The sequence below is a fragment of the Rhizobium sp. PL01 genome (genome assembly GCF_033447125.1).
Taxonomy (GTDB): Bacteria; Pseudomonadota; Alphaproteobacteria; order Rhizobiales; family Rhizobiaceae; genus Pararhizobium.
Genome location: NZ_JAWQUM010000004.1, coordinates 22,285 through 35,921 on the forward strand (window position 1 = coordinate 22,285; position 13,637 = coordinate 35,921).

General features: G+C 59.1%; 11 protein-coding genes and 1 pseudogene. 3 read left to right on the forward strand and 9 right to left on the reverse strand.

Translation table 11 applies throughout. The features are described from left to right. Positions 1 to 138: 138 nt before the first annotated feature. From R6X40_RS10575 to rsgA, 3 genes are all read right to left on the reverse strand, one after another. Entirely contained in the window at positions 139 to 1,161 is a 1,023-nt protein-coding gene (locus R6X40_RS10575) for a polyamine ABC transporter substrate-binding protein (RefSeq protein WP_318413317.1), read from the reverse strand. 56 nt (positions 1,162 to 1,217) lie between these two features. After that, positions 1,218 to 2,264: a LacI family DNA-binding transcriptional regulator gene (locus R6X40_RS10580; RefSeq protein WP_318413319.1), complete on the reverse strand. Its 1,047-nt coding sequence runs from the start codon at positions 2,262 to 2,264 to the stop codon at positions 1,218 to 1,220. A 164-nt stretch (positions 2,265 to 2,428) separates the two neighbouring features. After that, on the reverse strand, positions 2,429 to 3,448 hold the full coding sequence (rsgA, locus tag R6X40_RS10585; protein WP_318413321.1) for a ribosome small subunit-dependent GTPase A: 1,020 nt from the start codon (positions 3,446 to 3,448) through the stop codon (positions 2,429 to 2,431). A gap of 275 nt (positions 3,449 to 3,723) precedes the next feature. Here rsgA and R6X40_RS10590 point away from each other — a divergent pair, with 275 nt between their 5' ends. Together R6X40_RS10590 and R6X40_RS10595 are read left to right on the forward strand one after the other, a co-directional pair. Next, positions 3,724 to 4,017: a hypothetical protein gene (locus R6X40_RS10590; protein WP_318413323.1), complete on the forward strand. Its 294-nt coding sequence runs from the start codon at positions 3,724 to 3,726 to the stop codon at positions 4,015 to 4,017. Positions 4,018 to 4,471: 454 nt separating this feature from the next. Then, complete coding sequence (locus R6X40_RS10595) at positions 4,472 to 4,828, forward strand: tudor domain-containing protein (protein WP_318413324.1); 357 nt, start codon at positions 4,472 to 4,474, stop codon at positions 4,826 to 4,828. 116 nt (positions 4,829 to 4,944) lie between these two features. Here the strand turns inward: R6X40_RS10595 and R6X40_RS10600 are convergent, their stop codons facing one another. Together R6X40_RS10600 and pepT are read right to left on the reverse strand one after the other, a co-directional pair. Beyond that, positions 4,945 to 5,199: a hypothetical protein gene (locus R6X40_RS10600; protein WP_318414188.1), complete on the reverse strand. Its 255-nt coding sequence runs from the start codon at positions 5,197 to 5,199 to the stop codon at positions 4,945 to 4,947. Between the two features lie 75 nt (positions 5,200 to 5,274). Then, complete coding sequence (gene pepT / locus R6X40_RS10605) at positions 5,275 to 6,507, reverse strand: peptidase T (protein ID WP_318413326.1); 1,233 nt, start codon at positions 6,505 to 6,507, stop codon at positions 5,275 to 5,277. A 178-nt stretch (positions 6,508 to 6,685) separates the two neighbouring features. On the opposite strand from pepT, the gene R6X40_RS10610 reads away from it, so the two are divergent. Next, positions 6,686 to 8,308 carry an ABC-F family ATP-binding cassette domain-containing protein gene (locus tag R6X40_RS10610; RefSeq protein ID WP_318413327.1) on the forward strand — a complete coding sequence of 541 codons (1,623 nt, stop codon included), beginning with the start codon at positions 6,686 to 6,688 and terminating at the stop codon, positions 8,306 to 8,308. A 35-nt stretch (positions 8,309 to 8,343) separates the two neighbouring features. Here R6X40_RS10610 and R6X40_RS10615 read toward each other — a convergent pair whose 3' ends face one another. The 4 genes and pseudogenes from R6X40_RS10615 to R6X40_RS10630 all read right to left on the reverse strand — a co-directional run. Continuing rightward, positions 8,344 to 10,530 carry a glycoside hydrolase gene (locus tag R6X40_RS10615; RefSeq protein WP_318413328.1) on the reverse strand — a complete coding sequence of 729 codons (2,187 nt, stop codon included), beginning with the start codon at positions 10,528 to 10,530 and terminating at the stop codon, positions 8,344 to 8,346. A gap of 46 nt (positions 10,531 to 10,576) precedes the next feature. Then, entirely contained in the window at positions 10,577 to 11,260 is a 684-nt protein-coding gene (locus R6X40_RS10620; protein ID WP_318413330.1) for a class I SAM-dependent methyltransferase, read from the reverse strand. A 32-nt stretch (positions 11,261 to 11,292) separates the two neighbouring features. After that, positions 11,293 to 12,312, reverse strand: a complete 1,020-nt coding sequence (locus tag R6X40_RS10625; protein WP_318414190.1) for a glycosyltransferase family A protein — start codon at positions 12,310 to 12,312, stop codon at positions 11,293 to 11,295. A gap of 138 nt (positions 12,313 to 12,450) precedes the next feature. After that, a pseudogene (locus R6X40_RS10630) lies at positions 12,451 to 13,533 on the reverse strand (glycosyltransferase family 4 protein); the annotation flags it as partial. Positions 13,534 to 13,637 lie beyond the last annotated feature (104 nt).

A 13,637-nucleotide genomic window follows, 5' to 3' on the forward strand; every position in this document is an offset into this window, starting at 1 on the left:
CCGCGAACGGGAAGAGGGAATGGGTGAGACGCTGTGGCAGCAGTATCCCACGTGACGGCCGGTTCAGTCGGGGCGCAGTTCGCGAACCGGAGTTCACTGGCCGCGCCCCTTGCCTTGGGAGGCATTCGTATTGGCCGATTACTGGCCGACCTTGGCGTTCCACTCGGACAGCCACGCATCGCGGTTGTCGAGCGCCACGGCGGACGGGATCAGCTTCAGGCTGTTGGCTGTTTCTTCGCCATAGGTGAGGTTGCCGGCGATCTCGTCGGAAACCTTGGCTTCCTTGTTGGCCGGGCTGTCGACGAGCTTTTCGGCCAGCTTTGTCTGGATGTCGGTCGAGAGCCAGAAATCCATGAATTCGAGCGCCAGATCTTGATTCTTCGAACCCTTGGTCAGGACCATGACGTTCATGCCGCCAGTCTGGCCTTCCTTCGGCGTCGCCCAGCCGACCGGCAGGTCGAGCTTGGTGAACGGTGCCCAGGAGAAGCGGCCGATCGGTGCGGCCCAAATTTCTTCCTGCTGCATCAACTGCACCAGTTGCGAGGATTTGACGTAGAACGTGACGATATCATCCTTCTTGGCGCCAAGCGCTTCGATCGCGCCCTTGAGATCCGGCGTGTCGGTGCCGAGCGCCTTGCCCAGCATATAGAGGGATGGCGGTCCCTGGTTGGTCGTGACATTCGGGAAGGCGACGTGGCCGGAATATTCCGGCTTGAGCAGGTCGGCCCAGGAGTCGATCTTCATCTTGTCGGTACGGTAGACGATGGAGGTCGCATAGAAGGTATAACCGACGCTCATGCCGTCGCCATTCGGATCCTTGGCGATGTCGTAGAGCTTACCGAAATTGCTGAGCTTGGTGTTGTCGATCTTCTCGATCAGCCCATTGCGGTCAGCCGAAAGCGCGTCGGCCATGGACACCACGGCCATGTCGATGACAGGATTGGCCTTGTTGGCTTCGATCTTGGCAAGGCGCTCGACGCTGTTGCCGGTTTCGACCACCAGCTTGCAGCCACACTTTGCTTCGAAGGGATCGTAGACGATCTCCTTGAACTCGTCCTGCGCGAAGGCATAGACGGAAATTGTCAGGGTCTTCTCCTGGGCATGGGCGGCACCCATGGTGAGCATCAGCGCAGCGGCTGATGAAAAGAGCATTTTGTTCATCTGCGTTCTCCTTCTCGTTTCTTGGCTCATGTTTGTTGGGCTTACGATGGTCTTGGTCATGCGATGTGGGCATTCGCCGGTGGTGCCGATGTTTGCCGGATCACCAGTTGCATGGGCACGCTCGACCGTTCTGCCGCGACCGTTCCCGTCACGGTGCGGGCGACATCAAAACCGGAGGCGGTATCGGCCTCGATGACCCTGACCAGCGCTGCGATGGCAATGTCGGCGATCTCAACCATGTCCATCCGCACCGTAGTCAAGCCCGGAGTGACGACCGAAGACCAGACGAGATCGTCAAACCCGGTGACGCTGACATGCTCGGGTACGCCGATACCAGCGCGCTGCAATTCGGTCAGCGCCCGAAGCGCCGGCAGATCAGAAACAGCAGCAAACGCGGTAAATCCTCTCTCTACCTGCTCCTTCAGGCCAAGAAGACTTCCCTTGCCGTGCGTCTGCTCATGCTTTTCGATCCAGAACACCTCCGCATGACCGCCTGCGGGAATGCGGGATTTCATGCCGCCTATGCGGTCGTTCTGAACGTTCGAGGCCGGATTGTTGCCGATCAATAGAAACTTGCGATGCCCAAGCGAGGCCAGATGTTCGATGACGGTCTGTCCACCCTGCCAATGATCGGCCGAGACCGTGTTGCCGGGAGTGGAGGGGCTGTCGATGACGGCGACCGGACAGCCAATATCGGCGATGCGGGTTCCGAGCCGGGGGACAATGACGATGCCATCGACGTCACGTTCGATCAGGCGGTTGATAGCATCTGTCTGCAAGGCAACGTCGCCGCGGGCGTCGGCAATCAGCACACCATATCCGGCATGGCTTGCCGCATGTTCGATGGCCTGCGCAATCTGCGGGAACAGGGGATTGGCGATATTGGGGAGCACCAGGCCAAGAACGCCGGTGCGCCCGGTGCGCAGCGCCCGGCCGGTCAGGCTCGGTGTGTAGCCGAGTTCGGCTGCGGTGGCGCGGATCTTTTCTGCAAGCTCAGCCGAGACACGTCCCTTGCCGGACAGCGCATTGGACACCGTTGCGGCAGACACGCCGAGTGTCGCGGCAATCTGGCTGAGGTTCGATCCTGTGCGCGGGTTGGCCATGTGATCCAACAGGGATGATTAATCGATTAATCAACTCTGATACAGCAATGCTCCCGCGTTGTCGATACGGCTTGGTGCACTGATACAGGTAGAAAATTCGTTCTGGCATACGAAACATCGCGAACCACTGGGGTCGCGTGGACAGGCCGGTACCTTTTCCGGCTTCAGTATTTCTTCTTCTGAATGACCTTGTTGCCGCGTGGTCCTGTCTGCACCGGCGTATTGCTGACGTTTTCTTCCAGCAGTTTGCGCCAACGGGCCAGCCGCTCCGCAGGCAGTGTGCCCGCCTTGATGGCAGCTTGAACGGCGCAGCCGGGTTCGTGATCGTGGGTACAGTCGCGAAACTTGCAGGACGGGGCAAGATCGGTGATTTCGGAAAAAAGTGTCTCGATGCCGCCGGATACGTCGCTGACATGCAAAGTACGCATTCCGGGCGTGTCGATCACCCAGCCACCGCCGGCAATGGCGTGCAGTGATCGTGCCGTGGTGGTGTGGCGCCCCTTTGCATCGCTTTCGCGGATATCGCCGGTTTCCTGCGCAGTTTCTTTGCTGAGGCCCGCCAATGTGTTGACCAGCGTCGATTTGCCGACACCGGACGATCCGACCAGCGCGACGGTCTGACCCGCGCCGCACCATGGCGCAAGCGAATTGGCTGCATCAGCGGAGCGGCCATTCAGTGCAACGACCTCCAGGTCGCGCTGCAGTGCCCTTGCCTCCTGCTCGAATGGGCTGGCGTCGTCGATCATGTCCGTCTTGGTCAGCACGATCACAGGGTTCGTTCCGGCTTGATTGGCCATCGCGAGATAGCGTTCAAGCCGTGCCGGGCTGAAGTCGGCATTGCAGGAGGTCACGATGAACAGTGTATCGACATTGGCTGCGGCAAGCTGCTGGAGATGTCTGCCTTCCGTCCGGCGCTGCAGCAATGTCCTGCGCTCGAGCCTGCGGACCAGCAGATGCGTCCGATCAGCGAGTATCCAGTCGCCGACAGCGAAATCGGCGGTATTGGTTTTATGGGCAAGAACAAGTTTGATCGGGCCTTCGGCGGATAGCGCGCTTAGGCGGGCGCGATGAACTTCGGCGATGCGCATCGGGATGAGGCCGGATTCAGACCGCTCGATTTGAGAGGCAAAAAAGTCGGACCAGCCATGGGACGCCAGAAAAGCCGCGTCTTCACGCTCCGTCACACAGTCGTTCCCCGACACAGTGTCGCGTTCATGGATGACCTTTCTTAAAACAAGTTCAGACGCTGATAACAGAAGCACCAAGATGGTGCCAATCGTTTTGCAGTGCAGGTCCCTTCAGTTTTGTCTGGGAAATGCCGTAAACTTGCGGTAGGGAAGGGCATGCGGGCCAGTTTGGCCCTTTTCATTTCGCATTGGCGACATTCGCAAACGGGCGTTCCCACTCAATCCGGGGTGCGTGCCGATGGCTTTTTCACCATTTCTACCAAGGACAGAATATGATTTCGCTTGAATTGACACCGGTTCAGATCCGGGGACTGAAACTCGCCAAGGAAGGAAACCTCTTCCCGCAGCCGGCGAAAAAATGGACGCACGAAAACGCCACGGTCACCTATGCAAAGACCGACCGCTTCAAGGAGCGTCCGCAGAAGATTCGTTTCCTGACGACAACGACGCTCAACGAACTTGAAGAGCTCGGCTTTCTGGAACGCAGCAATCTTGACCTCGACGTCGCTGTCGATCCGCGCGGTATCACATTGGCCGGCAAGATGTGGCTGATGGCCAACAAGTAAGAACGGCCGATCTATGGGCGCCGGCGATAACCTTGACTGCGTTGCGCGGATAAGGGCTGGCCGCCTTGCGGCGGCATACCGGTGAGCCCGCAAAGCGGGTTCACGCGGTTTACGAAGAGCTTCGGTACTCGTGGTTGGAGCTGTCGTTTGAGAAGGTCGAATATCCAGTCAATTTCTTGATGCAATTTGCTCAAGGCTTTGAAAAGGCTCGCCGGTCTGGACCAGCCCACGCAGCGGGTTAAGGTCACGCATGACGCCTGGAACGCGATCACCGGAAATACGGTGCGCTGTTGTTCAGACCATATATTTTATGCGCCCAAAAATGGCGCACACAACAATCTTCCCGACGTCCCACGGTTCATCTGGCATTCACCGTACGTGTCATAATTCTGCGTCACTCGGTCCAATTGGGGACGGTTTATCGGGAGACGAAATTTTGATTAAGTATAGTTCCATGATTATTGCAGCCGGGATGATTGTATTGGGTGGTGGAGCTGCCAGCGCGCAAACGGCTGGCGATTGGGTGCTCGGAAACTACAAGGGCGCAGGCTACTGGTTTCCAGGTATTGCCGAAAAGGTTGGCGGCGGAAAGATCACGATCCGCTATGACGATGGTGATCGCGAAACTGTCGGCCTCAACGAGGTCCGCCCCTACGACTGGATGATCGGCATGAAGGTCGAATGCAATTTCAAGAACGCTGGTGACTGGTATCCGGGAACCATCGCGTCCTTGGCCGGCGAAAAGATCGGCATCGCCTATGACGACGGCGACAAGGAAACGACGAAGACCGGCCGTTGCCGGACAAAGTAATTTAGAAAAGGGTGGGCCTTGGGCCTGCCCTTTTTGTTTGATCGCCTGTTCAGGGTGAGCGAGTTATTTCACCGGACGGCGACAATCGGTCTGCAAGAAGCGGCTCATGCCGGAGTTCAATATCTTGGTTCGCCACCCGGGGCATAGGCTGTCGTCTGCTCGAATTTGAACTTGTGACCGCAGCGGCAGCGGATCATGTGCCTGCGTGGGTTGCTTGAGGCAAACTCGGTTTCGAAGCCGCCGGGCAAAGCGTCGATTTCAAATCCCCGTGTCTTGCGGCTGGGCGTATCGTCCTCCGAAACCTCGGCAAAGCCTGTATTCCCGCATTGAGAACATTCCAATTTCCGTGAATAGCGATCTCGCGCAGCCATCTTCATTCCTTTGACAAGAGGCGGGTCATACCAAAACGGCAGCCGGATGGAAGCACTGATTGTGCCCCTCCAGGGTCAGCTGCGCTCTTCCCAGACCTTTGCCAGCTCGACAATCGTCTTGACTGCCTTTTCCATGTCCTGACGGCTTACCCATTCAAGTGGCGAATGGAAAGCGTGGCCGCCGGCGAAGATGTTGGGGCAGGGCAGGCCCATGAAAGACAGGCGCGAACCGTCGGTGCCGCCACGAATGCTGCCACGCACCGGTTCCATACCGGCCCGCCGGATCGCTTCGACGGCGTTTTCCATGATCTCCGGGTGGCGATCGAGCACGACTTTCATGTTGCGGTACTGGTGCTTGACTTCGAATGTGTAGGATGAGCCAGGATAATCCGGCATGACATCCTTGATGATTGCCTCGATCATCGCTTCCTTGGTCGCCAGACCCGCGTCATCGAAATCCCGGACGATCAGGCTGAGTGCCGCCTTTTCCATCGAGCCGGTTACGCTCACCGGGTGAACGAAGCCCTCTTTGCCCTCGGTCGTTTCTGGGGCCAGGTGTTTCGGCAGGCGATCGATGATGGCGCCGGCGATCTTGATGGCGTTTTCCATCTTGCCCTTGGCAAAGCCCGGATGGATGGCAACACCCTGGATGGTGATCTCGACGCCATCGGCGGAGAATGTCTCGTCTTCGATATGGCCAGCCGTTTCGCCGTCCATCGTATAGGCGAACGCGGCACCCAGTTTTTTCAGGTCGACCTTATCGACTCCACGACCAATCTCCTCGTCCACCGTGAACAGGAGCTTGATGGTGCCGTGCTTGATATCCGGATTGTCGATCAGGAATTGCGCCGCCGTCATGATCTCGGCGAGTCCGGCCTTGTCGTCGGCGCCGAGCAACGTCGTACCGTCGGTGGTGATGATATCGTTGCCGATCTGGTCGCGCAGGGCCGGGTGGTCGGCAACGCGGATGATCTGCTGCGGGTCGCCCGGGAGCTGGATGTCACCGCCGGCATAGGCGCGGATCAGCTGCGGCTTGACGTTTGTACCGGTGAAATCGGGAGCCGTATCCATATGCGAGCAGAAGCAGATCACCGGCACCGGCTTGTCGACGTTCGACGGAATGGTCGCGTAGATATAGCCGTGCTCGTCGAGATGCGCGTCCGGAAGTCCGATCGTCAGCAGCTCCTCGACCAGCAGACGGCCGAGGTTCTTCTGCTTTTCGGTGGAGGGTTGTGTTGCCGATTTTGCATCCGACTGGGTGTCGATCACGACGTAGCGAAGGAAACGGTCGGTAACGGTATCGGTCATGGCTCACTCCATTTCATCTGCGTCAGTTGGTCTTCTGTAGCCTTCACCGGCTGTATCGTGAAGGCATTTCCGCGAAAAAGACCATTCGAAAACCCGCGGCCGGTCCTGTCGAAAACCTGCGACATTCCCTGAAACACGTGGCATAAGGGCGCCGCAACATTTCTTGGGCACCGCACAAATGATCCGTATTGAAAATATCAGCAAGCAGCTGAGTCACCGCATTCTCTTCATCGAGGCTTCCGCTGCGCTCAACAAGGGCGAGAAGGTCGGTCTCGTTGGCCCGAACGGTGCCGGCAAGACGACCGTCTTCCGGATGATCACTGGTGAGGAGCTGCCCGACGAAGGCCAGGTGGCCGTCGAGAAGGGCGTCACCATCGGCTATTTCAACCAGGATGTTGGCGAGATGGAAGGCCGTAGCGCCGTTGCCGAGGTGATGGATGGGGCCGGGCCGGTCAGCACCGTTGCTGCCGAACTGCACGAACTCGAAAGCGCCATGGTCGATCCCGACCGGCTGGACGAGATGGACGCCATCATCGAACGCTACGGCGAGGTGCAGGCACGCTACGAAGAGCTGGATGGCTATGCACTGGACGGCCGTGCCCGCGAAGTACTGTCTGGCCTGAGCTTCACGCAGGAAATGATGGACGGCGATGTCGGCAAACTGTCCGGTGGCTGGAAGATGCGTGTGGCGCTTGCCCGCATCCTCTTGATGCGTCCCGACGTCATGCTGCTTGACGAACCGAGCAACCATCTGGATCTGGAAAGCCTGATCTGGCTCGAAGAGTTTCTGAAGAATTACGAGGGTGCACTTTTGATGACCTCGCATGACCGCGAGTTCATGAACCGGATCGTCACCAAGCTGATCGAGATCGACGGCGGAGGCTTGACCACCTATTCCGGCGACTACGAATTCTACGAGCAGCAGCGGGCATTGAACGAAAAGCACCAGCTTGCCCAGTTCGAGCGGCAGCAGGCGATGCTCGCCAAGGAAATCAAGTTCATCGAGCGCTTCAAGGCGCGCGCCTCGCATGCGGCCCAGGTACAGAGCCGGGTGAAGAAGCTCGACAAGATCGAACGCGTCGAGCCGCCGAAGCGCCGCCAGGTCGTCGCGTTCGAATTCCTGCCGGCGCCGCGCTCAGGCGAAGACGTGATCAACCTGAAGAACGTTCATAAAAGCTACGGCAGCCGCAGCATTTATGAAGGACTGGACTTCATGGTTCGCCGCAAGGAACGCTGGTGCATTATGGGTATCAACGGTGCCGGAAAATCCACGTTGCTGAAATTGGTGACCGGATCGACGGAACCGGACCAAGGAACGGTTGCGCTCGGTGCCAGCGTCAAGATGGGGTATTTCGCCCAACACGCGATGGATCTGCTCGACGGCGAGCGCACTGTCTTCGAAACGCTGGAGCATGAGTTTCCGCGCGCCGGGCAAGGCCCGCTCAGGGCGCTGGCCGGCTGTTTCGGGTTTTCCGGTGACGATGTGGAAAAGCGCTGCCGCGTTCTGTCCGGCGGCGAGAAGGCGCGGCTGGTCATGGCAATCATGCTGTTCGACCCGCCCAACCTGCTGGTGCTCGACGAGCCGACTAACCATCTCGATCTGGACACCAAGGAAATGCTTATTCGGGCTCTGTCTGAGTACGAAGGCACCATGCTGTTCGTCTCTCACGACCGGCATTTCCTCGGCGCATTGTCCAATCGGGTTCTGGAACTGACCCCGGACGGCATTCACGAATATGGCGGCGGCTACACGGAATATGTGGCGCGCACCGGTCATGAGGCGCCCGGTCTGAGGAGCTAATCCGCGCGGCGATTGCCGGCTGGATTGGTTCCCTCTCAGCCTCTTTCGAGAAGAAAGAACGTCGTCGGCCCTGATGCTGCGTCGTTGGAAAGACGGAAGCCGGTTGGGGATATCACCTGACCGGCAGCCTTTGAGGCGATGCCGTTCAGCGTGACCGGCGTCAGCCGCCATTCCCCTTCAGCAAGCGTCAGCGACAGATCGACATAGCCCTTGCGGATCAAAACCGGGAGGCGGCCGAAATCGGCGATCACCTTTTCCTCGTCGTCGCTGAACTGCATGCCGGTGTTGTGCGCGTCGGTGGCATAGATCAGCAGTAACCGGCGGCTCTGCGCAATGCTTTTAGCGTCGTCCAGCACCGATACGGCAAGCAGCCCGTTGCCATCAGAGGCTTCGACACGGACGCTGCCCAGATTGACCGGTTCTCGCAGCGTAGAAAAAGCCATAGCTTCGGTTTTCGGTGTGGAGACGCGCAATTGTCCGCGCAGCCGATCAAGCAGCAGTTCGCCGGTATCGCTTTCATAAAGGCCGGTCTTCAGGTCGGTCTGGTTATCTTTCGCCAACAGCCCAGCTGCCTTGGCGGCATCGAGGATGGCTTGGGGATCGATGGAAGATCGTGGCTGGCCGATACTCACGCTGCCCTCGGCCATTTTTGTCATGCCGATTGCACCGATAAGACCGAGTTCGGTCAGCCGCTCGGGTTCGCGTGCCTGCATATCGTCGTTGAGATCTTCGGTGCCCCGCACAAGAAAAGGGATCGTCAGTTTCGAGGTGGCCACATCGCCGCGCCGGAACAGAAGTGCTGCGAGCGTCTCACCCGCGCGCGCCACCGGATCCAGCGCGATGGCATAGGGAAGCATCGCTTTCTTGTGGGGATAGGGCTCATTGTATTTCAGGATGATCGGGCCATGCGCGTGGCGGCAGAGCACGTCCCAACCCTGTTGCGCGGCATAGGCCGGCATCATCAGCCCGGCCTCGTAGCGATAGCGGTTCCAGAAGAGGTGGTCATATTCGCTGACGACGAAAGGCTTGCCGAGCCAGCGGGCGGCGGCGATCAGGCGCATGTAACCGGCGTTATCATCGATCGCGCTTTTCTGCGTCATGGTCGCGCCGGGCGAATAGCTCCCGACCCAGTCCTGATAGGTATTCATCGTGATAACAGGCAGATCCTCGCGGCTCAGCGTCGTCTGGATCGTCGGCCAGTTGTTGAAACTGCTGATCTCGCCCTTGTAACCAAGGTTACGCAGGGCCTTCGTCATCCGCGCCGCGGAGGCGGTCTCAACGGAAACGAAGAAGGCCTGCAGATCCTTGAGGCGCGGCGAATCCTCGTAACGCGATCTCGGCAGTTCGATCGAGCCATCTTCAAGCTGTTCGCCTGACTTCAGGTCCGGCCATACTTTTGATAGTGCGTTCGTGGATCTGTAACGCTGTTTCAGCCAGGCATTGAAGGGCAGCTTCAGCTGCTCGTCGTAGTGCGGCTCTCCTTCCCGCTCCCGCACGATACTGTCGAATTCGATGCCGTTCTCGTTGACGAGAATGAACAACGTCAGCGCTGCGTCGTTGATCGGGGCGATGCCGGTATAGGGATTGACCTGCGTCAGGAACCGCCGCTGGAATTCCAGCCAATGGTCGAAGGCCTTGTCGTCGAAATAAAGGGCAAGTTTCAGGTCGCTTGAGGGCTCCCAGCGGTCGTCATAGCCGCCATAGGCGCCACGCCAGGAGGTCATGCCGTCAACGATCCAGTAAATGCCGTTCCGCTTGAGCGCGGCGAGAAGATAGTGGATGCGATCGAGGACGTCTGGATCGAAATCGAAATCCTTGCCGCGGCCGGACATCAGCGAGGCGTCAACGAAGGTTAGCCGTGCGATGTTGTAGCCATGGCGCGCGAGTTGTAACGCGTAGCGGTCGGCGTCGGCGTGATCAGGGAAGCCGCCCGAGGCAGGGCTCCATGCGAGAGACGCGCAGAGCAGACGCGCCGGTTCATCAGGCGTGTCCGCAAAGGCGAGACGGCCGTCCTGCCGCACCGCCAACCGCTGGCTTGCGCCGTTGGTGCTCCCCGGCCCGATGGCCGGGTTGGGCAGGAAAACGGAAAAGTCGAGCGGGCTGCCGGTCTGGATTTCCAGCGACACCTCGCGCACGGGCAGCCATTCTTCGGCGGCGGTGGCGCAGGAGGTCGCAGCGCCCAGCGCCAGAACCGTGGCTATTAACGAAAGCAATCTCTTCATGCCGGTCCGCCCTTTCCGGCGATCGCTGAATGACCCTGTAGCTGCTTCAGGGCTGCGACGGGCCGTGCAGGATGTAGGATTTGGTGAGGCCCGCTATCTTCTCGCGGATGAGCTTTGCCTCCGGGGTGTAAGCGCGGAACTCCCTCAGCGTCAGTATCTGAATCTCCTCGAAATACTCCCGGATATGCTCCTCGGAAGGCTTGGAGAGGAAACGCCACGGCGACAGCCTGACGGCGTGGCGGGCGATGGGGCGCGGCAGCCAGTGGAGAGCAGGGCAGAAAAAGTGCGGCTCGATGGGGAACACGAAGGCTGGCGTCTGGATGAAATAGTAGTTCGAGACACGGTTGATCTCGCGCACGAGATTGGCTCGTTTGGCCGGCGGCACGTGCTCGATCACCGAGTTGCACACCGCCACATCGAACGACTTGTCCTCGAAAGGAAGGCGGTCGCCGTCATAGACGATGACCTTGACATGGCCGTACGAGCCGGTGAAGGAGCGCGCTTGGCCGTCGTCGCGGATATTGACCAGCGTCAGGTCCTTAGGAACATCGGCAGGATCGAGTTTTTCCCAGAAGTGTCGCGAGCCGCCGACATCGCAGACCTTGAGCGAAGTGAAATTGGGTACGGACTCGCGGAACAGGCCGCCGCGCTTTCTCCGGAAATATTCCGATGAGGAATGCACGATCCGATCCCAGAACGAAACGTTCTTCTCGACAGTGTCGTTGATCATGAGGCAAACTTTCTGAGAGTGTTTGTGCCCGGTTACGCCCGCTCGGCGACCGTTCTCGTCGGTTTATGGAGGATGTGGCTTTCGATGGGCGCAGTCGGTGGCCGCCGCCGCCGCAGGAACCCCACGGGCAGCGCCGCAGCATGAAAAAACCAGCTGACGACGGTGTAGAGCCCCATGCGCAGCCCGCCCTTGCGCAGGCTCATCAGCGCCACGATACCGGCAAGGAGCGCGAGGACCAGTCCGAGAGCCAGTCCCTTGTCGGGCAAGAACAGTAGCATCGCGATGGAGAGTGCCCACCAGCCATAGACGGCGGCCCAGAGTTTCAGCTCCGGCAGTTCGGCGAGCAGGCATCCGAAATAGGGTTTGCCGACCGAGGCGCGCAAAAGCTCTCCGGTGCCAAACAGATACTTGCTGTTCCAACGCCGGAGCAGAAGTCGAAAGGAATTGGATGTGTGACCGAAGTGGCTGACGAAGCGCCGGTCCAGGCGATGGAGCCGCCAATTCAGACTGCGCAGCCGGACCCCAAGGTCGAATTCTTCGTGGCCATGCAGATTGCGATCGGAGATGTAACCGGCTTTCTCGATGGCGCTGCGCCGATAAAGGCCACCGCCGTTCATCCGGTCGATATCGCCGACACGCTTCTCCGAGCCATTGCGCTGCACGCGGCGCGCATATTCGAGGGTGGCGGTCTGCATTTCCTCCACATGTCCCGTAACGCCACCGACATGCGGGTTGTCCGCGAGAAACCGGAGCGCTTCCGGCAGGAATTCCGGATCGAGGATCATGTCGCCGTCAAGCAGGCAGATGTGGCCGAAGGCCGAATACTGGAAGCCGAGTTGCGGCCCGATCCCACAGCTCGGCTGCGCCGGTGGGGCGATCTGCACGATGGTGACCGGGTAGCGGGATGCGATCTCGACAGTGCGATCCTTGGAACCGCTGTCGGCGATGATGACCTCACCGATACCGCCCGGAAGTGCTGCCATCGCGCTTTCGATGGTCGCGGCAACACGCTTTTCCTCGTTCAAGGTCTTTATGATGATGGATACACCCAAAATGACCTCCTGGTTGGAGCGAAGGGTCGCTGGCGTGGTGTTCGACATGGCTGCGGTGCGTCCGCTCATGATGCCGTTCAACAGCTTTAAGTTCGGTTGATTGCGCCGATCAAGCTGGTGTTTTTTTGGACGGTGCAGCACGGAGCGATAGACGTCCTGCGTGCGCTCGGTGACTTTCGTCCAGCTGTAGTCCGTCTGGATCTGGTTTATCAGCTCGTCCGTTCCGCCTTCGTCGAATGGACTGGACAATTTGCGCCCGAGAGCGACGGCCAGCGCATCGACATCACCGACGGGAAAATAGTCGGTGGGGGCAAGCTTGAATTCACGATTGGCGGCGATGTCGCTGGCAAGGACCGGCAGGCCGTAGCTGAGAGCCTCCAGCAGCGCGATCGGCATTCCTTCATGGCTTGACGGCAGCACGAACAGGGACGCATTGCTGTAAAGCTCGGCAAGTGCGGCTCCGGTTTGAAAACCGGTCATGACCACAGAAGGCGTTTCGGCTGCCAATGTCTTCACATAGGCCGAGTATTCGGTTTCATGATCCGCGCCGCCGACGATCACCAGTTTCTCGGGCCTGTTGGCCTTAGCAAAGGCGAGAATCAGATCGTGCTGGCGCTTTTCGGGAACAAGGCGGGCCATCATGACGATGTATCGGCGGGGTGTCAGGCCGAAAGCCGTGAGGGTATCGTTGGACGTAATCTTCGGTTGCACCGAAACGCCGTTCGGCACGAAATCAACGGCGACACCATACTCTTGCCGCATGGCGCGAACGATTTCTTGCGAGATCGCAATGCGCCCGTTGGAGGTGTACATCCCGAATGATTCACCCATCTTGAGGATGCGCCTGGCAAACCGGCCCCATTTCTGGCGCTCGTAGTCGTAGCCATGGTGGGTGATGATGACCTTGAGGCCGAAAAGACGGGCCAGCGGCGCAACCAGTGCCGGGCCAACGGCATGAATGTGCAGAATATCAGGCCTTTTTCTCGCGGCAAACAAAACCCCGGCGACACTATGTCCGATAGCCTCCAGGATCATCATTTTCGGGGCCCATAGGGGGATGACCCGAATGCCGTTCCAAATATTTTCCGAAGCGTTTGGCAGATACCGGCGCCGGCCGATAACGTCGACGTCCCAGCCCATCCGGACAAGTTCGGTACCGATCATCTCGATATGCTTCTCGACACCACCCTGGACATTGGGGATGCCCCTGCTGCCCAGCATGATGACATAGGGGCGAGCATCGGCATTCTCGAACGTTTCAGCTGTTTCAAAAAGTGAGGTTTCGCTCAACGGAGGAACGGGCACAACCGTGATGCGCTCCGCTT

Excerpts from the sequence above, each read along its gene's own strand:
- pepT (WP_318413326.1), bottom strand. The coding sequence starts at position 6,507 with ATGACCGATACCGTTACCGACCGTTTCCTTCGCTACGTCGTGATCGAC.
- R6X40_RS10600 (WP_318414188.1), bottom strand. The coding sequence starts at position 5,199 with ATGGCTGCGCGAGATCGCTATTCACGGAAATTGGAATGTTCTCAATGC.
- R6X40_RS10575 (WP_318413317.1), bottom strand. The coding sequence starts at position 1,161 with ATGAACAAAATGCTCTTTTCATCAGCCGCTGCGCTGATGCTCACCATG.
- R6X40_RS10620 (WP_318413330.1), bottom strand. The coding sequence starts at position 11,260 with ATGATCAACGACACTGTCGAGAAGAACGTTTCGTTCTGGGATCGGATC.
- R6X40_RS10580 (WP_318413319.1), bottom strand. The coding sequence starts at position 2,264 with ATGGCCAACCCGCGCACAGGATCGAACCTCAGCCAGATTGCCGCGACA.
- R6X40_RS10610 (WP_318413327.1), top strand. The coding sequence starts at position 6,686 with ATGATCCGTATTGAAAATATCAGCAAGCAGCTGAGTCACCGCATTCTC.
- R6X40_RS10595 (WP_318413324.1), top strand. The coding sequence starts at position 4,472 with ATGATTATTGCAGCCGGGATGATTGTATTGGGTGGTGGAGCTGCCAGC.
- R6X40_RS10615 (WP_318413328.1), bottom strand. The coding sequence starts at position 10,530 with ATGAAGAGATTGCTTTCGTTAATAGCCACGGTTCTGGCGCTGGGCGCT.
- R6X40_RS10590 (WP_318413323.1), top strand. The coding sequence starts at position 3,724 with ATGATTTCGCTTGAATTGACACCGGTTCAGATCCGGGGACTGAAACTC.